The 26,852-nt window shown below is 45.7% G+C and carries 32 protein-coding genes; all 32 read left to right on the top strand.

The features are described 5' to 3' along the window. Positions 1-7 precede the first annotated feature (7 nt). The 32 genes from fliG (at position 8) to frr (ending at position 26,808) form a co-directional block, all read left to right on the top strand. Positions 8-1,024, top strand: coding sequence for a flagellar motor switch protein FliG (fliG, locus tag ACH32G_RS01195; RefSeq protein ID WP_003154256.1), 1,017 nt, complete (start codon positions 8-10; stop codon positions 1,022-1,024). After that, entirely contained in the window at positions 1,017-1,769 is a 753-nt protein-coding gene (gene fliH / locus ACH32G_RS01190; RefSeq protein WP_045926457.1) for a flagellar assembly protein FliH, read from the top strand. Before fliG ends, fliH begins: the two co-directional genes overlap by 8 nt. Beyond that, positions 1,766-3,082, top strand: coding sequence for a flagellar protein export ATPase FliI (gene fliI / locus ACH32G_RS01185; protein WP_016936121.1), 1,317 nt, complete (start codon positions 1,766-1,768; stop codon positions 3,080-3,082). Before fliH ends, fliI begins: the two co-directional genes overlap by 4 nt. 5 nt (positions 3,083-3,087) lie before the next feature. Further along, a complete protein-coding gene (gene fliJ / locus ACH32G_RS01180) occupies positions 3,088-3,531 on the top strand; it encodes a flagellar export protein FliJ (protein WP_016936120.1) in 444 nt (147 codons plus the stop codon). 11 nt (positions 3,532-3,542) lie between these two features. Continuing rightward, on the top strand, positions 3,543-4,169 hold the full coding sequence (locus ACH32G_RS01175; RefSeq protein ID WP_448813911.1) for a magnesium transporter MgtE N-terminal domain-containing protein: 627 nt from the start codon (positions 3,543-3,545) through the stop codon (positions 4,167-4,169). A gap of 6 nt (positions 4,170-4,175) precedes the next feature. Next, complete coding sequence (locus tag ACH32G_RS01170) at positions 4,176-5,519, top strand: flagellar hook-length control protein FliK (protein WP_448813910.1); 1,344 nt, start codon at positions 4,176-4,178, stop codon at positions 5,517-5,519. Continuing rightward, on the top strand, positions 5,520-5,951 hold the full coding sequence (gene flgD / locus ACH32G_RS01165; RefSeq protein WP_049628470.1) for a flagellar hook assembly protein FlgD: 432 nt from the start codon (positions 5,520-5,522) through the stop codon (positions 5,949-5,951). 24 nt (positions 5,952-5,975) lie between these two features. After that, positions 5,976-6,752, top strand: a complete 777-nt coding sequence (flgG, locus tag ACH32G_RS01160; RefSeq protein WP_049628471.1) for a flagellar basal body rod protein FlgG — start codon at positions 5,976-5,978, stop codon at positions 6,750-6,752. A 39-nt stretch (positions 6,753-6,791) separates the two neighbouring features. Continuing rightward, positions 6,792-7,007, top strand: a complete 216-nt coding sequence (locus ACH32G_RS01155) for a flagellar FlbD family protein (RefSeq protein WP_003154243.1) — start codon at positions 6,792-6,794, stop codon at positions 7,005-7,007. Beyond that, positions 7,004-7,423 carry a flagellar basal body-associated protein FliL gene (gene fliL, locus ACH32G_RS01150; protein WP_016936115.1) on the top strand — a complete coding sequence of 140 codons (420 nt, stop codon included), beginning with the start codon at positions 7,004-7,006 and terminating at the stop codon, positions 7,421-7,423. The genes ACH32G_RS01155 and fliL overlap by 4 nt, the downstream gene beginning before the upstream one ends. 33 nt (positions 7,424-7,456) lie before the next feature. Next, entirely contained in the window at positions 7,457-8,455 is a 999-nt protein-coding gene (gene fliM, locus ACH32G_RS01145; protein WP_016936114.1) for a flagellar motor switch protein FliM, read from the top strand. After that, on the top strand, positions 8,445-9,581 hold the full coding sequence (fliY, locus tag ACH32G_RS01140; protein WP_049628472.1) for a flagellar motor switch phosphatase FliY: 1,137 nt from the start codon (positions 8,445-8,447) through the stop codon (positions 9,579-9,581). Before fliM ends, fliY begins: the two co-directional genes overlap by 11 nt. A 26-nt stretch (positions 9,582-9,607) precedes the next feature. Next, positions 9,608-9,970 carry a chemotaxis protein CheY gene (cheY, locus tag ACH32G_RS01135; RefSeq protein WP_003154238.1) on the top strand — a complete coding sequence of 121 codons (363 nt, stop codon included), beginning with the start codon at positions 9,608-9,610 and terminating at the stop codon, positions 9,968-9,970. Between the two features lie 14 nt (positions 9,971-9,984). Continuing rightward, the gene (gene fliZ / locus ACH32G_RS01130; protein WP_099744940.1) at positions 9,985-10,638 is read left to right on the top strand and encodes a flagella biosynthesis regulatory protein FliZ; all 654 of its coding nucleotides are present in this window, start codon (positions 9,985-9,987) and stop codon (positions 10,636-10,638) included. After that, positions 10,631-11,296: a flagellar type III secretion system pore protein FliP gene (gene fliP / locus ACH32G_RS01125; RefSeq protein ID WP_016936111.1), complete on the top strand. Its 666-nt coding sequence runs from the start codon at positions 10,631-10,633 to the stop codon at positions 11,294-11,296. Before fliZ ends, fliP begins: the two co-directional genes overlap by 8 nt. A gap of 14 nt (positions 11,297-11,310) precedes the next feature. Further along, on the top strand, positions 11,311-11,580 hold the full coding sequence (fliQ, locus tag ACH32G_RS01120) for a flagellar biosynthesis protein FliQ (protein WP_013352270.1): 270 nt from the start codon (positions 11,311-11,313) through the stop codon (positions 11,578-11,580). 6 nt (positions 11,581-11,586) lie between these two features. Further along, positions 11,587-12,366, top strand: a complete 780-nt coding sequence (gene fliR / locus ACH32G_RS01115) for a flagellar biosynthetic protein FliR (protein ID WP_016936110.1) — start codon at positions 11,587-11,589, stop codon at positions 12,364-12,366. Beyond that, on the top strand, positions 12,366-13,445 hold the full coding sequence (gene flhB / locus ACH32G_RS01110; RefSeq protein WP_016936109.1) for a flagellar biosynthesis protein FlhB: 1,080 nt from the start codon (positions 12,366-12,368) through the stop codon (positions 13,443-13,445). Before fliR ends, flhB begins: the two co-directional genes overlap by 1 nt. Before the next feature lie 33 nt (positions 13,446-13,478). Beyond that, positions 13,479-15,512, top strand: coding sequence for a flagellar biosynthesis protein FlhA (flhA, locus tag ACH32G_RS01105; RefSeq protein WP_016936108.1), 2,034 nt, complete (start codon positions 13,479-13,481; stop codon positions 15,510-15,512). After that, positions 15,512-16,603 (top strand): flagellar biosynthesis protein FlhF, encoded by a 1,092-nt coding sequence (locus tag ACH32G_RS01100; RefSeq protein ID WP_415272748.1) that lies wholly within the window; start codon positions 15,512-15,514, stop codon positions 16,601-16,603. Before flhA ends, ACH32G_RS01100 begins: the two co-directional genes overlap by 1 nt. Next, complete coding sequence (locus ACH32G_RS01095) at positions 16,600-17,493, top strand: MinD/ParA family protein (protein WP_448813909.1); 894 nt, start codon at positions 16,600-16,602, stop codon at positions 17,491-17,493. The genes ACH32G_RS01100 and ACH32G_RS01095 overlap by 4 nt, the downstream gene beginning before the upstream one ends. After that, the gene (locus ACH32G_RS01090; protein ID WP_188154047.1) at positions 17,490-18,557 is read left to right on the top strand and encodes a protein-glutamate methylesterase/protein-glutamine glutaminase; all 1,068 of its coding nucleotides are present in this window, start codon (positions 17,490-17,492) and stop codon (positions 18,555-18,557) included. Before ACH32G_RS01095 ends, ACH32G_RS01090 begins: the two co-directional genes overlap by 4 nt. 5 nt (positions 18,558-18,562) lie before the next feature. Beyond that, positions 18,563-20,581, top strand: coding sequence for a chemotaxis protein CheA (cheA, locus tag ACH32G_RS01085; RefSeq protein ID WP_188154048.1), 2,019 nt, complete (start codon positions 18,563-18,565; stop codon positions 20,579-20,581). A 22-nt stretch (positions 20,582-20,603) separates the two neighbouring features. Then, positions 20,604-21,077, top strand: a complete 474-nt coding sequence (gene cheW / locus ACH32G_RS01080; RefSeq protein WP_188154049.1) for a chemotaxis protein CheW — start codon at positions 20,604-20,606, stop codon at positions 21,075-21,077. 15 nt (positions 21,078-21,092) lie between these two features. Beyond that, positions 21,093-21,722 carry a CheY-P phosphatase CheC gene (gene cheC / locus ACH32G_RS01075; protein WP_014417781.1) on the top strand — a complete coding sequence of 210 codons (630 nt, stop codon included), beginning with the start codon at positions 21,093-21,095 and terminating at the stop codon, positions 21,720-21,722. Beyond that, a complete protein-coding gene (cheD, locus tag ACH32G_RS01070; protein WP_016936101.1) occupies positions 21,719-22,219 on the top strand; it encodes a chemoreceptor glutamine deamidase CheD in 501 nt (166 codons plus the stop codon). Before cheC ends, cheD begins: the two co-directional genes overlap by 4 nt. A gap of 26 nt (positions 22,220-22,245) precedes the next feature. Next, a complete protein-coding gene (sigD, locus tag ACH32G_RS01065) occupies positions 22,246-23,010 on the top strand; it encodes an RNA polymerase sigma-28 factor SigD (RefSeq protein ID WP_003154217.1) in 765 nt (254 codons plus the stop codon). 27 nt (positions 23,011-23,037) lie between these two features. Next, positions 23,038-23,514, top strand: coding sequence for a DUF6115 domain-containing protein (locus ACH32G_RS01060; protein ID WP_188154050.1), 477 nt, complete (start codon positions 23,038-23,040; stop codon positions 23,512-23,514). Positions 23,515-23,658: 144 nt separating this feature from the next. Continuing rightward, a complete protein-coding gene (rpsB, locus tag ACH32G_RS01055) occupies positions 23,659-24,399 on the top strand; it encodes a 30S ribosomal protein S2 (protein WP_047474981.1) in 741 nt (246 codons plus the stop codon). A 99-nt stretch (positions 24,400-24,498) separates the two neighbouring features. Then, positions 24,499-25,380, top strand: coding sequence for a translation elongation factor Ts (tsf, locus tag ACH32G_RS01050; RefSeq protein WP_047474979.1), 882 nt, complete (start codon positions 24,499-24,501; stop codon positions 25,378-25,380). Between the two features lie 145 nt (positions 25,381-25,525). Next, positions 25,526-26,248, top strand: a complete 723-nt coding sequence (gene pyrH, locus ACH32G_RS01045; protein ID WP_016936098.1) for a UMP kinase — start codon at positions 25,526-25,528, stop codon at positions 26,246-26,248. A 2-nt stretch (positions 26,249-26,250) separates the two neighbouring features. Further along, entirely contained in the window at positions 26,251-26,808 is a 558-nt protein-coding gene (gene frr / locus ACH32G_RS01040; RefSeq protein ID WP_016936097.1) for a ribosome recycling factor, read from the top strand. Positions 26,809-26,852 lie beyond the last annotated feature (44 nt).

Genomic DNA, 26,852 nt, shown 5'->3' with positions numbered 1-26,852 from the left:
ATGGAAAATGGCGAAACGTGATCAGAACAAGCTTACAGGAAAACAAAAAGCAGCCATCCTCATGATTTCCTTAGGTCTTGATGTATCAGCCTCTGTGTACAAGCATTTGTCTGAAGAAGAAATTGAAAGATTGACTCTCGAGATTTCGGGAGTCAGAAGCGTCGATCATCAGAGAAAAGATGAAATCATTGAAGAATTTCATAATATCGCAATCGCTCAGGATTATATTTCTCAAGGCGGTTTAAATTACGCCCGCCAAGTGCTTGAAAAAGCGCTCGGAGAAGACAAAGCGGTAAGCATTTTAAACAGGCTGACCTCTTCATTGCAGGTAAAGCCGTTTGACTTCGCAAGAAAAGCGGAGCCCGAACAGATTTTGAATTTCATTCAGCAAGAACATCCGCAAACGATGGCGCTGATTTTATCCTACCTTGACCCGGTGCAGGCCGGACAGATTTTGTCTGAGCTGAACCCGGACGTTCAGGCTGAGGTGGCGAGAAGGATTGCGGTTATGGACAGGACGTCTCCTGAAATCATAAATGAGGTGGAGCGGGTTCTTGAACAAAAGCTGTCCTCCTCCTTTACGCAGGATTATACGCAGACAGGCGGCATAGAAGCCGTTGTTGAAGTGTTAAATGGCGTAGACAGAGGAACGGAAAAAACGATCCTTGATTCATTAGAAATACAAGATCCTGAATTGGCGGATGAAATCAAAAAACGGATGTTTGTCTTTGAAGATATTGTCACCCTTGATAACCGTGCGATTCAGCGCGTGATTAGAGACGTTGAAAATGACGACCTCCTGCTGTCATTGAAGGTTGCGAGCGAGGAAGTCAAAGAGATCGTCTTCAGCAATATGTCACAGCGTATGGTTGAAACGTTTAAAGAAGAAATGGAAATTATGGGGCCTGTGCGTTTGCGTGATGTGGAAGAGGCGCAATCAAGAATCGTGGGCGTCGTCCGCAAGCTTGAAGAAGCCGGTGAAATTGTAATCGCGCGAGGCGGAGGAGACGATATTATTGTCTAATATCATTAAACAGCAATCATCATTTTCTCCTGAACAAAAACGGCGCAAGCTTTCCTTGCAGGAAGTCAGGAAAACGCATCCCCAGCTCGACCTGGAGGAAGAAAATCCTGAAGCTCTCATGGCTTTTGCCAAAGCAGAAGCCGACAGGGTATCTGAAGAAGCGAAAAATCAGCTGGATTACACCCTCCGGCAGATTGAGGAAGAGAAAAGCCGCTGGGCGGATGAAAAACAAAGACTGATAGAAGAGGCAAAGGCAGAAGGATATAACGAAGGCATGGCATTGGGAAAAGCCGAGGCTCAGGCCGAATACGCAGACCTCATCAGCCGGGCCAATGCCGTTATGGAAATGGCCAGACAGTCAGTCGAGGAAAAGCTGGAAAGCGCTGAGGAAGAAATCATTGAGCTTTCCGTTGCGCTCGCTAAAAAAGTATGGCGGCAAAAAAGTGATGATAAAGAAGCTTTTCTTCTGTTAGTCAAACAGGTAATAGCCGAAGTGAAAGATTATGATGACATTTCCATTTATGTGGACCCGGAATATTATGAGACGGTTCATCAGCATATGGATGAAATTCAGCAGCTGTTATACAAAGAATGCAGGTTAAGCTTGTATGCCGATGAAAAAGCTGCAAAGGGAACGTGCTCCATAGAAACACCGTTCGGACGGGTTGATGCAGGAATAGACACCCAGCTGATGCAATTAAAGCAAAAGCTTTTAACGGCGCTTGAGGCGGGAGCGGAGCAATGAAGACACAGTATTTAATAGACTCGATTGAAACAGCGGATCCGTACAAACGCTACGGTAAGGTTAAACGTGTCATCGGGCTGATGATTGAATCAAAAGGGCCCGAAAGCTCGATCGGAGATGTTTGTCTCATTTATCCGAAAGGTCATTCAAAAAAAGCGATTAAAGCTGAGGTTGTAGGCTTCCAGGATGAAAACATACTGTTAATGCCTTATCTGGAAGCGGCAAGCATTGCCCCGGGCAGCATTGTAGAGGCTACCGGCGAGTCCCTCCGTATCAAAGTAGGCGCAGGTTTAATCGGACAGGTTGTTGATGCGTTCGGTGAGCCTCTTGACGGCAGGGCGCTTCCGAAAGGATTGTCTCCCGTTTCGACGGAACAGCCGCCGCCAAACCCGATGAAACGGCCGCCGATACGGGAAAAGATGGGTGTCGGTGTCAGGTCGATTGACAGTCTGCTGACAGTAGGAAAAGGGCAGAGAATCGGAATTTTTGCCGGAAGCGGAGTCGGAAAAAGCACTTTGATGGGAATGATCGCAAAGCAGACCGAAGCCGATCTAAACATCATCGCACTCGTCGGTGAACGGGGGCGCGAGGTGCGGGAATTCATTGAGAAGGACTTAGGCGAAGAAGGCTTGAAACGCTCGATAGTCGTAGTCGCGACTTCTGATCAGCCTGCATTAATGCGTTTGAAAGCGGCATATACAGCGACCGCCATTGCGGAATATTTCCGTGATAAAGGCCGGAATGTCATGTTCATGATGGACTCCGTCACGAGGGTTGCGATGGCTCAGCGTGAAATCGGGCTGGCAGCGGGGGAACCGCCGACAACAAAAGGATATACACCTTCCGTGTTCGCTATTCTGCCCCGTTTACTGGAAAGAACGGGTGCGAATGAACAAGGGACGATAACCGCTTTTTATACGGTTCTCGTTGACGGAGACGACATGAATGAACCGATTGCCGATACGGTGCGCGGAATATTAGACGGGCATATCGTTCTCGATCGGGCGCTTGCCAACAAAGGGCAGTTCCCAGCGGTGAATATCCTGAAGAGCATCAGCAGGGTTATGTCTAATATTTCAGACGCCGCGCATATAGAGGCGGCCAACAAATTCCGCGATCTTCTGTCAACTTATCAAAACTCTGAAGACCTCATTAATATCGGAGCTTACAAAAGAGGGTCATCGAGAGAAATTGATGAAGCGATTCAGTTTTATCCGCAGCTCATTCAATTTTTAAAACAAGGAACTGAAGAACCTGCTCAATTGGAAGACAGTATTGCGGTATTGACGAGTATGACAGGAAAAGAGGAATAAACATCGTGGCGTACCAATTCAGATTTCAAAAGCTGTTGGAATTAAAAGAGAATGAAAAAGACCAAACATTGTCTGAATACAGACAATCGGTTTCTGAATTTGAAACAGTGGCTGAAAAACTATATGAAAATATGAGCAAAAAAGAATCGCTCGAAAAAGACAAAGAATCAAAGCTGAAATGCGGGATGAGCGTTCAGGAAATGAGACATTATCAGCAATTCGTTTCCAACCTTGAGAACACCATCTACCATTATCAAAAGCTTGTCATTATGAAACGAAATGAAATGAATGAGAAGCAGGAACAGCTCACCGAAAAAAACATTGAAGTAAAGAAATTTGAAAAAATGCGGGAAAAACAATTTAATATGTTCGCACTTGAAGATAAAGCTGCAGAGATGAGGGAAATGGACGACATTTCAATCAAGCAGTTTATGATTCAGGGGCATTAGGAGCGAATGAAATGGCCGATAAAGAAAAGAGATCTGGAAAGTTCGGTTCAATCCTGCTTTTTATCATGATCCCGCTGATTTTTCTGATCATCGTCGCAAGCATCATCCTTTGGGCTGCCGGCGTTGATGTGATGAAGCCGATTCAGGAAACAGCCGCAAAAACGCCTGTTTTAAAAGAATTGGTTCCCGAAACGAAAGATATGAAAAGCGCGGCGGAAAAGCAGAAGGAAGACAGAACGGCTTCTCTTGAAAAGACCATAAAGGAACAAAAAAGTGAAATTAACATTTTGAATAAAGATTTGGACACAAGCAAATCCGAAATCGACAATCTGAACCAGAAAATCCGTTCATTGAAACAGGAAGCTGAACAGCAGCAGAAAACGGAACAGCAGCAGAAAACGGATGAAACGAAAAAAGACGCTTCGGGTTCAGCGGGAAAAGATAAAATGATCAACATCTATAAAAGTATGGACAGCGGTAAAGCGGCAAGCATTATCGTAAAGCTGAAAGAAAAAGAAGCCCTCGATATTTTAAACGGACTAAGTAAAAAGCAGCTTGCTGAAATCTTGACGAAAATGACTCCTGAACAAGCGGCTAAATATACAGAAAAACTATCCGCTGACGGAAATAAGGAGTGATGTAAGTTGAAGCTGCTTGAAATAACGGGGAATCGCACGCAGACTGCGCAAAACAGCAATGTGAAGATGAATGTAAACAGCTTAGGCCTATTTCAGAACCGGCTTCTGTCGGAAATCACTTCTCAACAGAAGCCCGGAGATGAGGCAAAAACAAGTGATGCAGAGCTGAATGATGCTCTCTCGAAAATCGGTGATTGGCTGAAAGCCGGCCCGGAAGATAAAGAACTTCAGCTGAAACAGCTGCTTGAGGCGGTCAAAGCCCTTGAAGGAAAGCAAACGGATGAAACGTCTCTTCCTTTATTGAAGCAGCTTGCTGAATCTGTTGAAGACATGTTAGCCGGCAAACGGCATGGGGTGAAGCCTGAAAAGATTGAGCCGGGTTCGCCCGCTAATGACGGGGATTCCGGGCGAGACGTGCTTGAAACAGGCCTCCTTTTCATTCAAGAAGCCGCAGCCCAGCTATTTGCGCATCAAGAGAATCAGCCGGACAGCGCACAGGCAAAGGCGGTTTATCAGGAAGGCGACCGTTTATTAGCAGCGTTGAAAAAACAAGGCGTACCGGACCGCGTAATTCAAGACCTGCGGCAGACGCTGTTTCCGAAAAATGAATCTGCATCTAAGCTTTATTCTATGTCGGCCGCTGAGCTGAAGAGCTTTCAAAGCGTCGCTGAGCAGCTTGCGGGCCTTTCTCAAAAAGGAACAAAGGAATGGAATATGGCTGAAACTGAGCTGAAAGCTTTTGTGTTATCTCAATCATCTGAATCATCTCAAGAGTCTGCCGGGAAAACGGAACAGCAAAACGGCGGCACGATTTCTCACGTGAAAGCATCTGACAGCAAATTGTCCGCGCATATACTGTTTTCGGGAACGAGAAGTCTTGCCGGCATTCAGCAAGCGTCCGCAGGAGCCGAACAGCCGCCGGCAGAAAATAAACCGTTAACGGACCAGGTCATCAGCGGCTGGAAACAGATGAAATACACGCCTTTCGGGAAAACGACCGGAAGCTTTACGATTCGTCTTAATCCTGAGAACCTCGGCTTTGTCACGATTAAGGTGACAAACGAAAACGGGATGTTTCAAAGCAAAATAATCGCATCAAGCCAGTCTGCGAAAGAGCTGCTGGAACAGCATCTTCCTCAGCTGAAACAGTCGCTTCCGAATATGTCGGTCCAAATCGACCGTTTTACCGTCCCGCTTCAAAGCGGGGATCAGCAGCCGGTTTACGGTCAGACAGCCGATCACAATAAACAGCAGCAGCAGGGACAGAGAGAGCAGAAAAACCAGCAGCAGTCAGGCGATTTCGGAGATATGCTGGAGGAGCTTTCTCTCAATGAAATGGAGGAAGAATAGTTGACATCTGTAAACTCGGATTATGCCGCAGCGGGCGCTTCTAATACGAAGAGCACCGCCGCCGTAAACAGCAGCACGAATTTAGGGAAAGACGAATTTCTGAAGATCTTAATGACACAGGTTCAAAACCAGGATCCGCTCAATCCGGTTGATGACAAAGAGTTCATCAGCCAGATGGCGACATTTTCTTCATTGGAGCAAATGATGAATATGAATACGACGATGACTAAATTTGTAGAAAATCAAGATCCGTTTACGATGTATGTGAACTGGATCGGCAAAAATGTCACATTCAGCGACAGCGACGGGAAGGACCAGACAAGCCCTGTCAATTCAGTCAAACACTCAAACGGTAATTACGTGCTCGTGCTTGAAAATGGCAAAGAGGTCAGCCCGTGGGATGTCACGGCTGTCAGCGATACATCTAAATAAAAAGAAACCCAGGGGGAATTTAACATGTTACGTTCATTATATTCCGGTATCAGCGGCATGAAAAACTTTCAGACAAAACTAGACGTAATCGGCAATAACATCGCCAACGTCAACACAGTGGGATTTAAGAAAAGCCGCGTTACATTTAAAGATTTGATCAGCCAGACAGTCTCCGGCGGTTCAAACGTGACCAATTCAAAACAAATCGGCTTGGGTGCCGCGACTTCTTCCATTGATGTCGTTCATTCAACCGGCGCCCCGCAGGCTACACAGAATAAAACCGACCTAGCCATTGACGGAGACGGCTACTTTCAGATTAATACAGGTGCGGGAATCGTTTACACACGTGCAGGGAATTTCGGGAAGGACAATAAAGGCAACCTTGTTACGACTGACGGCTACTACCTTGAAAAAATCGGCGGGGGCAAAATCAATATTCCGACTGACGCGAAAGATTACAGTATCGGTGCAGACGGAACCGTTACATACACTGATGCAGGGGATGCGGTTCATGATGCCGGACAAATCGGTCTGGTCACGTTCCCTAACAGCGCCGGTCTGGAAAAAATCGGAGGAAACCTTTACAGACAATCATTAAGTTCAGGAGCTGCAAGTGCTGTCACCGCTCCGGGCGAAAACGGCTCAGGTAAGCTTTTGGCAGGCTATCTTGAAATGTCAAACGTTGATCTGACAGATGAATTTACCGAAATGATCGTTGCTCAGCGCGGTTTCCAATCAAACTCAAAAATCATTACGACTTCAGATGAAATCCTTCAGGAGCTGGTTAATCTGAAACGGTAAGGAGGGAGGGGAGGCGGTAAGGCCGCTTCTCCGGATTGAATGATTCAAGTCACCCGTTTAAACGGCCAGCCTTTTACGCTGAACGCGCTGTTTATCGAACAGATTGAGTGCTTCCCCGACACGACGATTACGCTGTCCAACGGCAAAAAGTTCGTAGTGAAAGAACCGGAAGAAGCAGTTCTTAAAAAAGTCATTTCGTTTTACCATAGCATACAAATATTTTCACTGGATCAGGGAATAGAGGAAGAAGAATGAAAAAAAAATTAGTCATTATTATGCTGATTATTTTAATTGTCGTTGCCGGCCTCGGAACGGCAGCATATTTTGTCGTCAGCGGACATTCAGACAAAGACAAAAAGCCTACAATCGATGAAGTCGTTGCAGCCACTGTGTCTGTCGACGATATCACGACGAACTTAAAGTCCGACAGCATCATCCGCATCGGCATCAAGCTTGAAACCGACTCGGAAAAAGCGAAGGAAGAACTTGAAAAACGCGATTTTCAGGTGAAAGACAACATCATTTCCATTTTAGCCGATACAAGCGCCGGAGAGATTGAGGGAGATAAAGGAAGAGAAGCGTTTAAACAATCCTTAAAAGAAAAAGTAAACAGCTATCTCCAAGAAGGAAAAGTTCAGAAAGTGTACATTACCTCCTTTAATCTGCAATAAAAACAAATTTGACAGAATACGGAGGTGAAGAAAATGTCTGGAGAAGTTCTCTCTCAAAATGAAATAGACGCACTGCTTTCAGCCATTTCGACGGGTGAGGCGGATGCGGAAGAGCTGAAAAAGGAAGTTAAAGAGAAAAAAGTAAAGGTATATGATTTTAAACGGGCGCTCAGGTTTTCGAAAGATCAGATACGGAGTTTAACCCGGATACATGATAACTTTGCGAGGCTTCTCACAACACACTTTTCCGCCAAGCTCAGAACATATATCCATATATCTGTCAGCTCAGTTGACCAGGTGCCGTATGAAGAATTTATCCGCTCCATACCGAACATGACGATCCTGAATTTGTTCGATGTTCATCCGATGGAAGGCAGGATCATGATGGAGGTTAATCCCACCATCGCATACGCCATGCTAGACCGTGTCATGGGAGGCATCGGCATCACCCATAACAAAGCTGACAATCTTACGGAAATAGAAACGAACATTATTTCTAATTTATTTGAAAATGCACTGGGCAACTACAAAGAAGCTTGGCAATCCATTGCTGATATTGATCCTGAAATGACTGAATTTGAAGTGAATCCTCAGTTTGTACAGATGGTTTCGCCAAATGAAACCGTCGTGGTCATTTCTCTCAATACGCAGATCGGTGAAATCAGCGGTGTCATTAATCTTTGTATTCCCCATGTCGTACTTGAGCCGATAATCCCTAAGCTTTCCGTACATTATTGGATGCAATCAGATCGGAATGAAGCGAAGCCCGAAGAAACGAAGTCGCTTGAAAAGCGCATCATGACGGCACAAATTCCCGTAGTAGCTCTCTTGGGAGCTTCTGAACTGACAATAGAAGAATTTTTAAGTTTGGAAGCCGGGGACTGTATAACTCTGGACAAATCAGTGACTGATCCTCTTACTGTATTGGTCGGAAACAAACCGAAGTTTTTAGGGCAGGCCGGCCGGGTGAATCGAAGACAGGCAGTGCAAATTTTAGATCACGACATAAGAGGTGAACAAGATGAACAATAGATTATCTCAAGATGAAATCGATGCTCTTCTTAATGGCACAGGAAGTCAAGAGGATACAGAACAGCCTCAAAAGGCGACCTTGTCTGAACTTGAGCGCGATACGATCGGAGAAATCGGGAATATTTCATTCGGCAGCTCAGCTACGGCGCTGTCCACTCTTTTAAATCAAAAAGTGGACATTACGACACCGAGTGTGACCGTCATTTCAAAAAGCAAAATCAGTGATGAATTTCCTCATCCGTATGTTGCCATTGAAGTGAACTACACAGAAGGATTTGACGGCAGCAATTTGCTCGTCGTAGAACAAAGCGACGCAGCCATCATCGCGGATTTGATGATCGGCGGAGACGGCCAAGGCGCCGATCCGTCCCTCGGGGAAATCCACCTGAGCGCCGTGCAGGAAGCAATGAATCAAATGATGGGCTCGGCTGCTACATCAATGTCGACCGTATTCAGTAAAAAGATCGACATTTCTCCGCCGCGGGTTGAACTTCTGGATGTGACGGAGGAAAAAGGGACGGACAGAATACCGGAGGATGACCTGCTCGTAAAAGTTTCATTCCGCCTGAAAGTCGGTGAATTAATCGATTCGAGCATTATGCAGCTTTATCCGCTTACGTTTGCGAAAGATCTGATCGCGGAGCTGATGAATACAGATCAGCCTGTGGCAGAAGCCGCAGAAGCCGTATCACAGCCGCAGGAAACATACGAAACGCCGCAGCCGGAACCGGCCGTTCAGCAGGAACCTCAGGCAAAACCCGAGCTTCCGAAGAGACAGGGAACCGCTAAAAAAGCTGCTCCCGTTCAAGTCGCTCCGGTGGAATTCCAGGCGTTTGACCAAAATGCATCGGCGGCGCACGGTTCAAGAAACAACCTTGATATGCTGATGGATATCCCGCTTTCCGTTACGGTCGAGCTCGGAAGAACGAAGAGAAGCGTCAAAGAAATCCTTGAACTTTCTGCGGGAAGCATTATTGAGCTTGACAAGCTGGCGGGTGAACCCGTTGACATCCTGGTCAATCAGCGGATCGTAGCAAAGGGCGAGGTCGTTGTCATAGAAGAAAACTTCGGCGTGAGAGTTACTGACATTTTAAGTCAGGCAGACCGCCTTAACAATTTAAAATAAGCGAACATAGAGGAGAGAAACAGATTATGGCACACAGAATTTTAATTGTAGACGATGCAGCATTTATGAGAATGATGATCAAGGATATTTTGGTGAAGAACGGTTTTGACGTTGTAGCTGAAGCTTCAGACGGAGCACAGGCGGTCGAAAAATTCAAAGAGCATTCACCCGACCTTGTGACAATGGATATTACAATGCCTGAAATGGACGGAATTACCGCACTAAAGGAAATTAAACAAATCGATCCGCAGGCGAAAATCATCATGTGTTCGGCAATGGGCCAGCAGTCAATGGTCATTGACGCGATTCAAGCCGGTGCAAAAGACTTTATCGTGAAGCCGTTCCAAGCGGACCGCGTGCTTGAAGCTATTAATAAAACATTAAGCTAAAGGGTGTACGACTGTTGAAAAAGAGTCATGGTTTACTAGCTTTGATTTGTTGTTTCGTTTTACTCAATGTACATCCGTTTCCTGCATTTGCGGCGGAGTCTGATAATTCCACCGTCAACGAATGGTTTGACAAACAATCAACAAACAAAACAGAGAAAAAAAACGATACATCGAAACAAACGGCTGATCAAGAGATAGGGGATGCTTCTGCATCTTCTGTCTCCGCTTTTGATTTTGTAAAGATGATTGGGGCGTTATTATTTGTCATTCTGCTGATCTATGGATTCGTCAAACTGATGAATAAAAGAAACCGTCTGCTGAAGCCGTTTCAATATGTAGAAAATATCGGCGGAACCTCAGTCGGCCAAAACCGTTCCGTGCAGCTGATAAAAGTGGGAAACAGCGTACTTGTAGTCGGTGTCGGCGAGACGATACAGCTTTTAAAAGAAATTGAAGATGAAAAAGAGCGAGAGGCGATTCTGAGCCAATACGAAGAGGCGATGTCCTCAAAAGTGGAATGGACCAAACTCGTAAATCCGCGTAAGGATGGAGAAAAAAAGCCGCAAACGATACTTCCGTCGTTTTCAAAAGCGCTGAAAGAACAGCTGAGCGAGCTGAAACAAAGCCGTTCTGAAGGAAAAAAGAAAGGCCCGTATCATCATGAATGAATTTATTAATCTTTTTAATTCAAGCAGTCCGACCGAAGTCAGCTCTACTGTTAAGTTACTGCTGCTTTTGACCGTCTTTTCAGTGGCGCCGGGTATTTTGATTTTAATGACCTGCTTTACGAGAATCGTCATAGTCCTGTCTTTTGTGAGAACCTCACTGGCGACGCAGAACATGCCTCCGAATCAGGTATTAATCGGTCTTGCGCTGTTCTTGACGTTTTTTATTATGGCTCCGACTTTTTCAGAGATTAATAAGGATGCCTTAACGCCGCTGATGAACAACAAAATCAGTCTCGATGAAGCATATACAAAAGCCGAGAAGCCGATTAAAGAATACATGAGCAAGCATACAAGGCAAAAGGATCTGGCGCTGTTTATGAACTACGCCAAAATGAAAAAGCCCGAATCGATTCAGGATATTCCTTTGACGACGATGGTGCCTGCTTATGCGATCTCGGAACTCAAGACCGCTTTTCAAATGGGCTTTATGATTTTTATTCCGTTTTTAATTATCGATATGGTCGTGGCGAGCGTCTTAATGTCAATGGGAATGATGATGCTTCCGCCGGTTATGATCTCTCTGCCCTTTAAAATATTGCTTTTCGTTTTGGTCGATGGATGGTATTTAATCGTGAAATCTTTGCTTGACAGCTTTTAGGGTAGGTGCTAATTGTGAGTTCAGAATTTGTAATTTCCATGGCGGAAAAAGCCGTATACGTAACACTGATGATCTGCGGGCCGCTGCTTGCGATCGCGCTGATCGTCGGTTTGCTCGTCAGTATCTTTCAAGCGACAACTCAAATCCAGGAACAGACGCTTGCGTTCATTCCGAAAATCGTGGCGGTAATGCTCGGACTGATCTTTTTCGGTCCTTGGATGCTGTCGACGATTCTTTCGTTTACAACTGATCTGTTCTCTCATCTGAACCGATTTGCAGGGTAGAATCAAATGAATTCCATCATTGATTTATTTCCCGCTTTTTTATTGGTTTTTATTAGAATTTCTGCTTTTTTTGTAACGGTGCCGATATTCGGGCACCGGAACCTGCCGGCGGTTCACCGAATCGGGTTTGCTTTCTTTCTTTCGGTGATCTGCTTCAGTACGCTGAAACATGCGCCGTCAGTTGACATAGGGGAACAGTATATGCTGCTTGTCATAAAAGAGGCCGTTGTAGGCTTGAGCCTCGGGCTGATTGCTTTCATGATGCTGGCAGCCATTCAGATCGCGGGTTCCTTTATTGATTTTCAGATGGGTTTTTCCATCGCGAATGTCATTGATCCGCAATCAGGAACGCAAAGCCCGCTGATCGGCCAATTCGTTTATACACTGGCACTGTTATTTATGCTCAGCGTAAACGCCCATTATCTATTATTGGACGGGATTTATTACAGCTTTCAGTATATTCCGCTTGATCAGGCATTTCCGTCGTTTGGAAATGAGCACTTTGGACTTTTTATCGCAAAAAGCTTCAATGCCATGTTTATTATCGCTTTTCAAATGTCTGCGCCGGTTGTGGCCAGTCTGTTTTTAGTTGATTTGGCGCTTGGCATTGTGGCGAGAACGGTGCCGCAGCTGAACGTTTTCGTTGTCGGGCTTCCTCTGAAAATAGCCGTGAGTTTTATTATGCTGATCGTTTGTATGGCGGTGATGTTTGTCCTCGTCCGCAATATCTTCAGCCTTACCGTTGAAACAATGCGAAATTTATTGGCATTGGTCGGTGTGACGTGATGAGACTCAGACTGAATCTGCAATTCTTTGCCGGTGAAAAAACGGAGAAAGCCACCCCGAAAAAACGAAAAGATACAAGAAAGAAAGGTCAGGTCCCGAAAAGTACGGATGTGAATACAGCCGTTTCTTTACTGATTATCTTTCTTTCGCTGATCGCGCTCGGCCCTTACATGCGGGACAGGCTGCTGTCCTTTATTAAAACGTTTTATACGAAATCGATAGCATTAGATCTGTCAGCGTCTAACGTGCATGAGCTTTTTGTGGATACAGTGAAAGATATCAGCCTCATCCTCGCGCCGATTATGCTGGTCGCGCTTGTGGCAGGTGTCGTGAGCAACTACATGCAGGTGGGTTTTCTGTTTTCTGCAGAAGTTCTCAAACCTGACCTGAACAAGCTCAGCCCGCTGAAAGGATTTAAGCGGATATACAGCATGAGGGCGATTGTTGAACTGGTTAAATCGATTTTGAAGATTGCCGTAGTCGGTTTTGCCGCCTTTATGGTGCTCTGGCTGCATTATGGCGATATTCTCCGCCTTCCGCTTTTAACGCCTGCGGAAGTGCTCACATTCGTATCTAAGCTCACTCTTTGGATGGGGCTTGCGGGCTCAGGGGCTTTAATGCTGCTGGCCGGGCTCGATTACTTATATCAGCGTTTTGACTATGAGAAAAACATCAGAATGTCAAAGCAGGATATAAAAGATGAATACAAAAAATCGGAGGGCGACCCGATTATCAAGTCCAAAATTAAGCAGAAGCAGCGGGAAATGGCGATGAGGCGAATGATGCAGGAAGTGCCGAAAGCTGACGTCATCATTACCAACCCGACCCACTATGCGATCGCTCTAAAATATGATGAAAAGAAAATGGATGCCCCTTATATTGTTGCCAAAGGGGTCGATCATCTCGCATTAAAAATCAGGCAGATTGCCAAAGAACATGATGTCATGACGATTGAAAACAGGCCGCTCGCGCGTGCGTTATATGATCAGGTTGACATCGACCAGGCCGTGCCGGAAGAGTTTTTCAAAGTCATTGCGGAAATTTTGGCTTATGTCTATAAAACAAAACAAAAAGTATAGTGAATTTCAGATTCAAAAGGAGAGAAAAACAGCATGTCAACAAGAGATTTATCGGTTTTAATAAGTGTTGTCCTCATTGTGGCAATGCTGGTGATTCCATTCCCTCCATGGTTGTTAAGTATATTGATCATCATTAATATCTCTCTTGCGTTGATCGTGCTTCTCACCACAATGAATATGCAAGAACCGCTGCAATTTTCGATATTCCCGTCATTGCTGCTGTTATTGACGCTGTTTCGGCTTGCGCTCAATGTGTCGACGACTCGTTCGATTCTTTCTCACGGAGAAGGGGGAAAGGTTGTTGAGACATTCGGGAATTTCGTTGTCGGCGGAAATGTGCTGGTAGGGCTTGTTGTCTTCATTATCTTGATTATTATTCAGTTTATCGTCATTACAAAAGGCGCCGAGCGGGTATCGGAAGTGGCGGCGAGATTTACGCTCGATGCGATGCCCGGAAAACAAATGAGTATTGACGCGGATTTAAACGCCGGCATGATTACGGAGCAGGACGCGAAACACAGACGTGAAAAAGTCGCCCGGGAAGCGGATTTTTACGGCGCGATGGATGGTGCGAGCAAATTTGTCAAAGGGGATGCGATCGCGGGTATCATCATCGTGATGATCAATATTATTTTCGGGATCGTAATCGGCATGCTGCAGCAGGGGATGAGCATACAAGAAGCTGCTTCTCACTTTACAATGCTGACGGTCGGTGACGGTATTGTTTCTCAAATGCCGGCTTTGCTTATTTCAACGGCTACGGGGATTGTCGTGACGAGAGCGGCATCTGAAGGGAACCTCGGTCATGATATTACAGGCCAGCTGTTCGCTTATCCGAAGCTCTTATATGTAGCCGCGGGAACTGTTCTTTTGCTTGGTCTTCTCACGCCGATCGGCATTCTGCTGACGGGTCCGATTGCCGGTCTGCTTGCATTCGGCGCTTATAAGCTGTCCAAAACGGATAAGCCGAGCGAAGAAGAGGAAGAAATTCTTGAAGAAGAGGCTCAGGCGGATGAACTGAAAAGCCCGGAAAGCGTTGTGCAGCTTTTACATATTGATCCGATTGAATTTGAGTTCGGATACGGACTGGTGCCGCTCGCAGACGCGGGGCAGGGCGGTGATCTTCTTGACCGCATCGTCATGATCAGACGCCAGCTGGCGCTTGAATTAGGGCTTGTCATTCCGGTTGTGCGCATCAGGGATAATATCGCGCTTCAGCCGAATGAATACAGATTGAAAATTAAAGGCAATGAAGTCGCTAAAGGAGAGCTCCTGCTTGATCATTACTTAGCGATGTCGCCGACGCCTGAAGATGACGTGATTGAAGGAATTGAAACGATTGAACCGTCATTCGGGCTTCCCGCAAAATGGATCAGCGAAGCTGCGAAAGATGAAGCGGACATGTTGGGGTATACAGTTGTTGATCCGGCGTCAGTCGTATCTACGCATATTACGGAAAAAATTAAGCAGTATGCCCATGAACTGGTCGGCAGACAGGAAACAAAGCAGCTGATCGATCATCTGAAGGAAAATTATCCCGTGCTTGTTGAGGAAGTCACGCCAAATCCTCTTTCTGTCGGCGATATTCAAAAGGTGCTTGCTAAATTGCTGAGAGAAAAAGTTTCAATCAGAAACTTGGTGACCATTTTTGAAACACTTGCCGATTACGGAAGATTAACGACCGATTCAGATCTTTTGACGGAATACGCGAGACAGTCGCTCGCCAAACAAATCACGGCCCAATATGCGAGAGAGCATGAAACGCTGAAAGTCATCACATGCTCAGGCCGGGTCGAAAAAGCAATTGCAGACGGCGTGCAGCAGACTGAACAGGGCAATTACCTGTCGCTTGATCCTGAGGTTTCAGACAGTATCATCCGTTCTGTCGCTAAAGAGGCCGAGCAGCTTTCCATCCGGCAGGAGACGGCGATTCTTCTCTGTTCGCCTGCTGTCAGAATGTATGTAAAACAGCTGTTAGAACGCTATTTCCCTGATCTTCCGGTTCTTTCTTATAATGAGCTGGAAGCAAACGTTGAAGTACAGAGCATTGGAGTGGTGGATATTTAATGAAAATAAAAAAATTTACAGCCGCTTCAATGCAGGATGCAACGAAGCAAATTAAAAAGGAACTCGGCAACGATGCCGTCATTTTACATTCCAAACAAGTAAAGAAGCGAAAATGGCTGGGGCTGCGGTCGCAGCCGGCTGTTGAAGTGGTCGCCGTTTTAGATCGTGACGTCAGGGAAACGAGAAAAACGCCGCCGGCTCCCGGTGAAGACATGAAAAAGACGGAAACGGCGAAAAAAGCCGAGCCTGTTCAGCCGCCGCATCTTCCGGATCATGGTACATCCGGTGATCTGGCGCGTTATAAAGAAGTGCTCCCCGAACCAATAAAAAAAGCTGAGAGACTACTGAAGCAAGCAGGTCTTCCTGATCATACGCAAAACGCCGTTTTGAGTGAATTGCTACGTTCTTCGATTGCCGCCGGTGATTTAACTGAAGACAATGTCAGCCTGAAACTGCAGGATTTGTTAGTGAAAAAACTCCCCTCAGCAGACAGGTGGCAGGAAGGGATTCAATCAAAATACGTCGTGCTTTTCGGTTCAACCGGGGCCGGCAAAACGACCACACTTGCAAAACTTGCAGCCGCATCAACGCTGACAGAGCACAAAAAAATTGCATTTATGACGACGGATACTTACCGGATTGCCGCAGTCGAACAGCTGAAGACATATGCGGAACTGCTTCAGGCTCCTCTTGAAGTATGTTATTCAAAGGAAGACTGTCTGAAAGCGCAGGAAAAATTCGCTGAATATGACCATGTTTTCATTGATACAGCCGGAAGAAACTTTAAAGAAGAGCAGTATATTACGGAATTGCAAGAGATGATTCCGTTTGAAGCAGGCTTACAATCCTTTCTCGTATTATCTTCATCTGCAAAATATGAAGATATGAAACAGGTGCTGAAACAATTTTCCGGTGTGCCGGTCAATCAATTCATTTTTACGAAAACGGATGAAACCGCCTCACTTGGCTCCGTGTTTCAAGTGCTGTCGGAATCAAGAATCGGCGCCGCCTATTTGACAAATGGACAGGATGTGCCTGAAGACATCCTATCGGCTTCACCAAAAGAGTTTGTAAGGATGCTTTTGGCATGAAACCCGATCAGGCAGAGTCATTAAGAAGGAAAATGAGACAGCGGCAAATGATCAAGCCGGAGCTTTATGAGAAAAAAGCGAAGACATTAGCCGTCATCAGCGGCAAAGGCGGCGTCGGAAAATCTAATTTAACATTAAACATGGCCGTTGCCCTGCAGGAAAAAGGAAAAAAAGCACTCATCATTGATCTTGACATCGGGATGGGCAACATTGAGGTGCTGATCGGTGCGGCACCTACCCGCACTATTATTGATGTGATGGAGAATCGGTACGCGTTGGCTCAATCACTGTCCTCCGGTCCGAAAGGCCTTCACTACATATCCGGAGGAACGGGGCTTGAGGCGATTTATCAAGCTGACAGAGAGAAGTGGTCAGCATTTATGAATGGTCTTTCCGCTGTATTAAGCGATTTTGATTACGTTCTGTTTGATATGGGAGCGGGACTTTCAAAAGAACAGCTGCCGTTTATTTTATCGGCGGAAGACATTCTCGCCGTGACAACGCCTGAGCCGACGGCAATTATGGATGCCTACAGCGCGATCAAACATCTCACCCTCGCGGATGAGCGGCTGACCATAAACATTGCCGTCAATCGCGCCCGGGCCCAAAAACAGGCGCTGGACACATACAGCCGCCTTTCTTACGCGATTCACACGTTTTTAGGCGTGGAGGTGCGTTTCGCCGGCTCCATCCCGGATGATCCGCTGGTAAGTCAAGCTGTCATTGACCAGGTGCCTTTTTTAATAAAAAGTCCTCAAGCAAAAGCCAGCAGGTCCGTCCGTCTTCTGACGGATGTCTTGTTTCAAACGGAAGAAAACAAACCAAGAGAAGAGAAACCGGCATTTATTGAGAGATTATCTTCTTTTTTAATGAGGAGGACTTTACAGTGATTCGTGTGCTTGTCGTTGATGACTCAGCTTTTATGAGAAAAATGATTACCGATTTTCTGGCTGCGGAAGTACAGATAGAAGTCATCGGGACAGCCAGAAACGGAGAAGAGGCGCTGAAAAAAATAGAGCTTCTCAAGCCGGATGTTGTCACACTTGATATTGAAATGCCGGTCATGAACGGAACGGATACATTGCGGAAAATCATCAGCATATACAAACTTCCCGTTATCATGGTATCAAGTCAGACGCAGCAAGGAAAAGACCGAACGATCAACTGCCTGGAAATGGGCGCTTTTGATTTTATCACCAAGCCTTCCGGGGCGATTTCACTTGATCTTTATAAAATTAAAGAACAGCTGATTGAAAGGGTGATTGCCGCGGGACTGTCCTTCGCAAAAGAAACTGAGCCGGCGGTGAAAGAGCCCCTCACCCCGGAACGTCCGGCTGCTGTGGGATTTGAGAGGCCGAAAGCAAAATCTGCTAAGCAGGCCGTATTCATTGCGACCTCTACAGGCGGACCGCGGGCTTTGCAAAAGGTGATTCCGAAGCTGCCGAAGGATTTACAGGCGCCTGTATTTGTCGTGCAGCACATGCCTGAAGGCTTTACCGCTTCACTTGCAGACAGACTCAACCATTTGTCAGATATTCAGGTCAAAGAAGCGGAAAACGGTGAAGAGGCGAAAGACGGATGGGTGTACATCGCGCCCGGCGGAAAAAATATGACGGTTGCCGAGGAAGGCGGAAGGCTCCGCATCATTCTTGACGTTCATGATACGGAAAGCCGGCATAAACCGTCGGCCGATTATTTGTTTCGTTCGGCAAGCCGATTGTCCGATTATGAAAAGGTAGCCGTTATTATGACCGGTATGGGCAGCGACGGAACCGAAGGCGTAAAAGAAATGCTCAGAACAGGCGGCGTTAAAACGATTGCGGAATCCGACGAATCCTGTGTTGTGTTCGGGATGCCGAAGTCAGCGATAAAAGCGGGCCTCATTCATGAAATTAAACATGTGGAAGAAATCGCGGCATCCATCACCGGATGTGTGAAAAAAGAGAGGGTGTGAATCAATTGGATATGAATCAATATTTAGATGTCTTTATTGATGAAAGTAAAGAGCACTTACAGACATGTAACGAAAAGCTGCTGCTGTTGGAAAAAGATCCGTCAGACCTTCAGATTGTGCATGACATCTTCAGAGCTGCCCATACGCTGAAAGGCATGAGCGCAACGATGGGATATACTGATCTGGCGCATTTAACTCACTTGATGGAAAATGTGCTGGACGCCATCCGCAACGGAGAGATGCCGGTCACATCAGATTGGCTGGATGTGCTGTTTGAAGCGCTGGATCATCTTGAAGAGATGGTGCAGTCCATTATTGACGGAGGAGACGGCAAACGTGATATTTCTGAAGTGAGCGCAAAGCTCGATGTAAACGCGGTGCATGAGACTGCCGCTTCAGCTGAAACAGCAGAACCGCCGGCTTCAACGAAACAGGCTTCAGCTGAATGGAATTATGATGAGTTCGAACGGACTGTCATCGAAGAGGCAGAAGAGCAAGGATTCAGCCGCTATGAAATAACGGTTTCCCTGAATGAAAACTGCATGCTCAAAGCCGTGCGCGTGTACATGATATTTGAAAAGCTGAATGAAGCGGGTGAAGTCGCAAAAACGATACCAGCTGCGGAAGTGCTTGAGACGGAAGATTTCGGAACGGATTTTCAGGTGTGCTTCTTGACAAAGCAGTCTGCTGAGGAAATTAAAGACCTCATCAGCGGCATTTCAGAAGTGGAGAACGTCGAAGTTTCTGTCGGTGCGCCGTTAAAAACAGCTGAAAAACCGCAAGCAGCTGAACCGGTGAAGGACGTTCCGGTTAAAAAGGCTGAAAAGCAGCCGAACCCGCAAGCGAAAACGGAAGAACAGCCGAAGCATCACAGCGGCTCGAAAACGATTCGTGTCAACATTGAAAGACTGGATTCTTCAATGAACCTTTTTGAAGAGCTTGTCATTGACCGCGGACGTCTTGAGCAGATCGCCAAAGAGCTTGATCACAATGAATTGACTGAAACCGTTGAACGCCTGACCAGAATCTCAGGAGACCTTCAATCTATTATTCTGAATATGCGGATGGTTCCGGTAGAAACCGTCTTTAACCGTTTCCCGAGAATGATCCGCCAGCTTCAAAAGGAATTAAATAAGAAAATTGAATTGTCCATCATCGGCGCTGAAACAGAGCTTGACCGCACGGTGATTGATGAAATCGGCGATCCGCTTGTCCATTTAATCAGAAACAGCATCGATCACGGCATCGAAGCGCCTGAAGTGCGGGTGAATAAAGGAAAACCGGAATCTGGCCATGTCGTACTTAAGGCATATCACAGCGGAAACCATGTCTTTATTGAGGTTGAAGATGACGGGGCCGGCCTGAACAGAAAGAAAATTCTCGAAAAAGCGCTCGAACGAAATGTCATCACCGAACGTGATGCTGAAACGCTTGAAGATAATGAGATTTACGAGCTTATTTTTGCTCCGGGCTTCTCGACTGCCGATCAAATTTCTGATATTTCGGGCCGGGGTGTCGGCCTGGACGTTGTGAAAAACAAACTTGAATCACTCGGCGGCTCGGTCAGTGTCAAATCCGCGGAAGGCCAAGGTTCTCTTTTCAGTATTCAGCTTCCGCTGACACTTTCAATTATCTCCGTTCTTCTCATTAAACTTGAAGAAGAGACATTTGCGATACCGATCTCTTCTATTATAGAGACGGCTGTGATCGAAAAGAAAGATATCCTGCAGACGCATGACAGAGAAGTGATTGATTTCAGAGGACAGATTGTTCCGATTGTCTACCTGAAAAAAGAATTCGGTATTACGGATTCAAAACAGGATGCGGATCAGTTCCATGTGATCGTCGTGAAAAAGGGCGATAAATCTACTGCTTTTGTCGTGGACTCTTTTATCGGCCAGCAGGAAGTCGTACTGAAATCACTCGGAGACTATTTAACGAACGTCTTTGCGATTTCCGGCGCTACGATTCTCGGAAACGGAGAAGTGGCGCTGATTATTGATTGCAATGCGCTGATCTACTAAAACGACACGAGGAGGTGCCCTTATGACTGCTGAAATCAAAACAGGTGAAAAAATGATTGTGTTTATGATAAACGGGAAAGAATACGCTATCTCAGTTTCCCAGGTGAAATCAATTGAAAAGTGGCAAAAACCGACGAGAGTCCCGGGTGTGGAACCTTATATCCGCGGTGTTATCAATCTGCGCGGGGTGATTACGCCGGTTCTTGATTTAAGAAAACGTCTGAACCAGCCTGAACAGGAGATCACAGAAGAGACGCGGATTATCATTATTTCTTACCGCGACGCCGATGTCGGGTGGGTTGTGGATGAGGCTAATGACGTCATCACCGTGCATGAAAATGAAATTGAATCCGCGCCTGAAAGCCAGACAAAGGAAGCGGATGTGTGGATTAAACAGATCGTCAAGCAAGATAACAGGCTCCTCAATATTATCGATGCGCATGCGGTGCTGGATAAAGGTGCTTCTGCATCTGCATCCGGAGAGCCGAATGCTTAAAGGGGATAAGACAACATGAGTAAGTTTGAAGCGATCAAAGAAGAGCAGATGGATATTTTGCGGGAAGTCGGAAATATCGGGGCGGGTCACTCAGCCTCTGCCATGGCTCAGCTGCTGAACAGAAAGATAGATATGGAAGTGCCGTTTGCGACCTTATTGACATTTGATGAGCTCGCTGATTTTTTCGGAGGTGCCGAAACGCCGGTCGCCAGTATCTTTTTAAGAATGGAAGGCGACATGACCGGTTCTATCTTTCTCATCATGCCTTTTGATCAAGCGGAACAGTTTATCAGAGAGCTGATCGGAAATCCGGATTTTGATATTGACCAGTTGGGTGAAGATCATTTGAGTTCTTCTGCTTTACATGAGTTCGGCAATATTTTAGCAGGTTCCTATTTAACGGCATTGGCTGATTTGACGAAGCTTGAGATTTATCCGAGTGTGCCGGAAATCTCACTGGATATGTTCGGTGCGGTTATCAGTGAAGGGCTGATGGAGCTCAGCCAAGTCGGGGAACATGCCATTGTCGTGGATACTTCTATTTTTGACCAAGGCAGCCGGCAGGAGCTCAAAGCCCATATGTTTATGCTTCCGGACTATGATTCTTTTGAAAAGCTCTTCGTCTCATTGGGTGCGGCTTTATGAGCCGTGCGGAAGCCGCAGTTGTTAAAGTGGGGATTGCGGATGTTCAAATCGCGCGTTATCCGGATAAAATCCGGACTTCGGGTCTCGGTTCATGCGTGGGACTGGTTTTATACGATAAAGACAAACAAACGGCGGGACTCGTTCACGTGATGCTTCCGGACTCCGGTTTATCGAAAACGGCGGAACTGAACCGCGCAAAATATGCAGACACCGCCGTAAAGACGACGATTGACATGCTTTTGAAAGCCGGATGCCGCAAGTTTGCCCTGAAGGCAAAACTCGCCGGGGGAGCCGAGATGTTTAAGTTTAAAATGACAAACGATCTGATGAAAATCGGCCCAAGGAACGTAGCGGCCATTAAAGAGCAGCTTTCATTGTATAACATTCCGGTCATCAGTGAAGATACCGGCGGCTCAAGCGGCCGGACGATTGAATTTGAGCCAAAGTCCTGCATGCTGCACATCCGAACTGTTAAACAAGGTGAAACAACGATTTAATTAAGGTATGAGGTAGGGGGATAACAATGCAATCCTTGAATTATGAAGATCAGGTGCTTTGGTCGCGCTGGAAAGAGTGGAAAGATCCTAAAGCCGGTGATGATTTAATGCGCCGTTACATGCCGCTGGTCACATATCATGTCGGCAGAATTTCCGTCGGACTGCCGAAGTCGGTGCATAAAGACGATCTAATGAGCCTTGGTATGCTTGGTTTATATGATGCCCTAGAAAAATTTGACCCCGGCCGGGATTTAAAATTTGATACCTATGCCTCGTTTAGAATTCGCGGTGCAATCATCGACGGGCTGCGTAAAGAAGATTGGCTGCCCAGAACTTCACGGGAGAAGACAAAAAAAGTCGAAGCGGCGATCGAAAAACTTGAACAGCGCTACCTTCGGAATGTGACGCCTTCAGAGATCGCAGAAGAACTGGGGATGACGGAGCAGGACGTAGTATCAACGATGAATGAAGGGTTTTTTGCCAATCTCTTATCAATTGATGAAAAGCTTCACGACCAGGATGACGGTGAGAATATTCAAGTCATGATCAGAGATGACAAAAATGTGCCGCCGGAAGAAAAAATCATGAAGGACGAGCTGATCGCCCAGCTTGCGGGCAAAATTCACGAGCTCTCTGAAAAAGAACAGCTTGTCGTCAGCTTATTTTATAAAGAAGAACTGACACTGACCGAAATCGGACAAGTCCTGAATCTTTCGACCTCTCGGATTTCGCAGATTCATTCAAAGGCGCTGTTTAAATTAAAGCATCTGCTTGAAAAAGTAATTCAATAATGAACTCATGGTTAGCGAGTGAAAAACATGTCAACACTATTATGGCTTTTGAGCTTTGTGCTTCACGGCATACTGCTTTATGCTGTCATTATTCTGTATACGAGGTTTTCAGCCCTCAAGGAGACGGAGCGTCAGCAGAAGAAGATTCTTGAAGAGACGGAAAACACCCTTGCTGCGTTTCTGCTTGAGTTAAAAGAAGAAAATGAAAGACTCGAAGATGCCAAAAACCGGGCTGATCAAGCGCCGGACGCAGAAGACACGGAATCCCGGCCCGTCAAACCGCAAAAAGAGCCTGATATTCCGGATCACATGGAAAAACTCATCAGTGCAACGGAACAGGCCGAAAGTGAGGAAAACAGCGGCGCGCATTCGTTTGAAGAACGCGTTGCAGAATTATATGAACAGGGGCTCACTCCCGCGGAAATTGCCAAACGGATGAAGAGCGGTAAGACAGAAATCGAGCTGTTTTTAAAATTTCGCGGCAAAGCTGTAAAGGATTCTTGATTGTCGCATAAAGCTGTGTTATATTATGTCTTGGTGTTAAATACACACGCTTAACGATTTATGCAGAGGGTGCTGCAGGCGGCAGTTCTGTACAAAAATGACTTAAGCGGAGGAAAAAAAACCATTATATTAGGAGGAAATAACATGTCAGTCATTTCTATGAAGCAATTGCTTGAAGCTGGTGTTCACTTCGGTCACCAAACACGCCGTTGGAACCCAAAAATGAAGCGTTACATTTTCACGGAGCGTAACGGAATCTACATCATTGACCTTCAAAAAACAGTCAAAAAAGTAGAGGAAGCTTACAACTTCACTAAAAATCTTGCTGCTGAAGGCGGAAAAATCCTTTTCGTCGGAACAAAAAAACAAGCTCAGGATTCTGTTAAAGAAGAAGCTCAGCGCTCTGGCATGTACTTTGTCAACCAACGCTGGTTGGGCGGTACATTAACAAACTTTGAAACAATCCAAAAACGTATTAAACGTCTTAAAGACATTGAAAAAATGCAAGAAAACGGTACGTTTGAAGTACTTCCGAAAAAAGAAGTTGTTCAATTGAAAAAAGAATTAGAGCGTCTTGAAAAATTCCTCGGCGGAATTAAAGACATGAAGGGTCTTCCTGATGCATTATTCATCATCGATCCTCGCAAAGAGCGCATCGCTGTTGCGGAAGCTCGCAAATTGAACATTCCTATCATCGGAATCGTAGATACAAACTGTGATCCTGATGAAATTGATGTCGTAATCCCTGCAAACGATGACGCAATCCGCGCTGTCAAACTTCTTACTTCTAAAATGGCAGATGCAATCTTAGAAGCGAAGCAAGGCGAAGAAGAAGCGGAAGCTGCTGAAGAGACTGCACCTGAAACAGAAACGACAACTGCGTAACCTAATCAAAAGGTGATAAGAGGGACTGCCTTTTATCACCTTTTTTCAAGAAAAATGTATCTATACATATCTTGTTTACACATATAAGGAGGAATTTAAATGGCTATTACTGCACAGCAGGTAAAAGAACTGCGTCAAAAAACAGGCGCTGGTATGATGGACTGTAAAAAAGCGTTGACTGAAACTGACGGAGATATGGACAAAGCAATCGACCTTCTGAGAGAAAAAGGAATTGCGAAAGCAGCTAAAAAAGCTGACCGTATCGCTGCTGAAGGTTCTACTCTTATTAAAACTGACGGCAACAAAGGCGTTATCTTAGAAGTAAACTCTGAAACTGACTTCGTTGCGAAAAACGAAGGCTTCAAAGAGCTTCTGGACACGCTTGCTGACCACCTTCTTACAAACGCTCCTGCTGATCTTGAAGAAGCAATGGGACAAAAGATGGAAAACGGTTCTACTGTTGAAGAATACATCACAAGCAACGTTGCTAAAATCGGAGAGAAAATCACTCTTCGCCGTTTTGCTGTTCTTACAAAAGAAGACAGCGAAGCGTTCGGTGCTTACCTTCACATGGGTGGCCGCATCGGCGTATTATCTGTTCTTAGCGGAACAACTGACGAAGATCTTGCAAAAGACATCGCAATGCATGTTGCGGCGGTAAATCCTCGTTACATTTCACGCGACCAAGTGTCTGAAGAAGAAGCAAACCACGAGCGTCAGATCCTGACTCAGCAAGCTCTTCAAGAAGGCAAACCGGAAAACATCGTAGCTAAAATGGTTGAAGGCCGTCTGAACAAATTCTTCGAAGAAATTTGCTTATTAGACCAAGCTTTCGTTAAAAACCCAGACGAAAAAGTGAAACAAGTTGTCGCTGCGAAAAACGCATCTGTTAAAACTTACGTCCGCTACGAAGTTGGAGAAGGTATTGAAAAACGCCAAGAAAACTTTGCTGAAGAAGTTATGAACCAAGTGAAAAAATAATGGCGGAAAGCCTCGGCGAATCTTTCGCGGCTTTTCAGGCAGTATAGGGGACACTACTTGTGTTCCCTATTTTTAAAACTATATTTACAAACTTTTTTTTCTCTTGCATAATAGGAAACGGCAATGTTTACACTTGGAGGTTATTATGGAAAAACCAAAATACAATCGTATCGTTTTAAAGCTTAGCGGAGAAGCGTTGGCAGGAGAACAGGGAAACGGGATTAATCCGACTGTCATCCAATCCATAGCTAAACAGGTAAAAGAAATCGCTGAGCTTGACGTCGAAGTGGCCGTAGTCGTAGGCGGCGGCAACTTATGGCGCGGAAAAACAGGCAGTGACTTAGGAATGGACCGTGCGACTGCCGATTATATGGGCATGCTTGCCACTGTCATGAACTCACTTGCCCTGCAGGACAGTCTTGAAACTCTCGGAATCCAGTCCAGAGTGCAGACATCAATTGAAATGCGTCAGGTCGCTGAGCCTTACATCAGAAGAAAAGCCATCCGCCATCTGGAGAAAAAACGCGTTGTGATTTTTGCCGCGGGAACAGGAAACCCTTATTTCTCTACGGACACAACCGCAGCGCTGCGTGCCGCTGAAATCGAAGCGGATGTGATCTTAATGGCGAAAAATAATGTCGACGGTGTGTATAATGCTGATCCCAGAAAAGATGAGTCAGCCGTTAAATACGAACAATTATCTTATCTCGATGTGTTAAAAGACGGGCTGGAAGTCATGGATTCTACGGCTTCTTCACTATGTATGGATAATGATATTCCGCTGATCGTCTTTTCTATTATGGAAGAAGGAAATATTAAGCGTGCCGTAATCGGCGAATCAATCGGAACGATCGTAAGGGGGAAATAACGTTGTCAAACGAAGTATTAACACAAACAAAAGAACGCATGGAAAAAGCGGTTGCCGCTTATTCACGGGAATTGGCGTCAGTCCGCGCAGGACGTGCCAACCCGTCTCTATTGGATAAAGTGACAGTAGAATACTACGGTGCCCAAACACCTTTAAACCAGCTGTCTTCCATCAATGTGCCTGAAGCGCGTATGCTTGTTGTCACACCGTATGACAAAACAGCAATCGGCGATATTGAAAAAGCGATCCTGAAAGCTGATCTTGGCGTAACTCCGACAAGTGACGGCACAATTATCCGTATCGCGATCCCGGCTCTGACGGAAGAAAGACGTAAAGAACTTGTCAAAGTCGTGAAAAAATATGCGGAAGAAGCGAAAGTAGCAGTCCGTAATGTCCGCCGTGACAGCAATGATGAACTCAAGAAGCTTGAGAAAAACGGAGACATTACAGAAGACGAGCTTCGTGCTTCCAGTGAAGACGTTCAAAAGCTGACAGATGAATATGTGTCAAAAATTGACAGCGTCACAAAGGACAAAGAAAAAGAAATCATGGAAGTTTAATGAAAAACTATGTACAATAGATAATGTGAAAAGACCCTCTCATG

It is taken from the genome of Bacillus sp. CIS52, from assembly GCF_053545315.1.
Note: the sequence above shows the minus strand (reverse complement) of the source record. Positions and strands in the feature narration are given on the sequence as shown.

Excerpts from the sequence above, each read along its gene's own strand:
- fliY (WP_049628472.1), top strand. The coding sequence starts at position 8,445 with ATGAACAATAGATTATCTCAAGATGAAATCGATGCTCTTCTTAATGGC.
- fliP (WP_016936111.1), top strand. The coding sequence starts at position 10,631 with ATGAATGAATTTATTAATCTTTTTAATTCAAGCAGTCCGACCGAAGTC.
- cheY (WP_003154238.1), top strand. The coding sequence starts at position 9,608 with ATGGCACACAGAATTTTAATTGTAGACGATGCAGCATTTATGAGAATG.
- fliI (WP_016936121.1), top strand. The coding sequence starts at position 1,766 with ATGAAGACACAGTATTTAATAGACTCGATTGAAACAGCGGATCCGTAC.
- fliL (WP_016936115.1), top strand. The coding sequence starts at position 7,004 with ATGAAAAAAAAATTAGTCATTATTATGCTGATTATTTTAATTGTCGTT.
- cheW (WP_188154049.1), top strand. The coding sequence starts at position 20,604 with ATGACTGCTGAAATCAAAACAGGTGAAAAAATGATTGTGTTTATGATA.
- pyrH (WP_016936098.1), top strand. The coding sequence starts at position 25,526 with ATGGAAAAACCAAAATACAATCGTATCGTTTTAAAGCTTAGCGGAGAA.
- sigD (WP_003154217.1), top strand. The coding sequence starts at position 22,246 with ATGCAATCCTTGAATTATGAAGATCAGGTGCTTTGGTCGCGCTGGAAA.
- fliM (WP_016936114.1), top strand. The coding sequence starts at position 7,457 with ATGTCTGGAGAAGTTCTCTCTCAAAATGAAATAGACGCACTGCTTTCA.
- flhB (WP_016936109.1), top strand. The coding sequence starts at position 12,366 with ATGAGACTCAGACTGAATCTGCAATTCTTTGCCGGTGAAAAAACGGAG.
- flhA (WP_016936108.1), top strand. The coding sequence starts at position 13,479 with ATGTCAACAAGAGATTTATCGGTTTTAATAAGTGTTGTCCTCATTGTG.
- flgG (WP_049628471.1), top strand. The coding sequence starts at position 5,976 with ATGTTACGTTCATTATATTCCGGTATCAGCGGCATGAAAAACTTTCAG.
- rpsB (WP_047474981.1), top strand. The coding sequence starts at position 23,659 with ATGTCAGTCATTTCTATGAAGCAATTGCTTGAAGCTGGTGTTCACTTC.
- ACH32G_RS01175 (WP_448813911.1), top strand. The coding sequence starts at position 3,543 with ATGGCCGATAAAGAAAAGAGATCTGGAAAGTTCGGTTCAATCCTGCTT.
- ACH32G_RS01095 (WP_448813909.1), top strand. The coding sequence starts at position 16,600 with ATGAAACCCGATCAGGCAGAGTCATTAAGAAGGAAAATGAGACAGCGG.
- ACH32G_RS01100 (WP_415272748.1), top strand. The coding sequence starts at position 15,512 with ATGAAAATAAAAAAATTTACAGCCGCTTCAATGCAGGATGCAACGAAG.
- cheD (WP_016936101.1), top strand. The coding sequence starts at position 21,719 with ATGAGCCGTGCGGAAGCCGCAGTTGTTAAAGTGGGGATTGCGGATGTT.
- ACH32G_RS01155 (WP_003154243.1), top strand. The coding sequence starts at position 6,792 with ATGATTCAAGTCACCCGTTTAAACGGCCAGCCTTTTACGCTGAACGCG.
- tsf (WP_047474979.1), top strand. The coding sequence starts at position 24,499 with ATGGCTATTACTGCACAGCAGGTAAAAGAACTGCGTCAAAAAACAGGC.
- ACH32G_RS01060 (WP_188154050.1), top strand. The coding sequence starts at position 23,038 with ATGTCAACACTATTATGGCTTTTGAGCTTTGTGCTTCACGGCATACTG.
- cheC (WP_014417781.1), top strand. The coding sequence starts at position 21,093 with ATGAGTAAGTTTGAAGCGATCAAAGAAGAGCAGATGGATATTTTGCGG.
- fliG (WP_003154256.1), top strand. The coding sequence starts at position 8 with ATGGCGAAACGTGATCAGAACAAGCTTACAGGAAAACAAAAAGCAGCC.
- fliR (WP_016936110.1), top strand. The coding sequence starts at position 11,587 with ATGAATTCCATCATTGATTTATTTCCCGCTTTTTTATTGGTTTTTATT.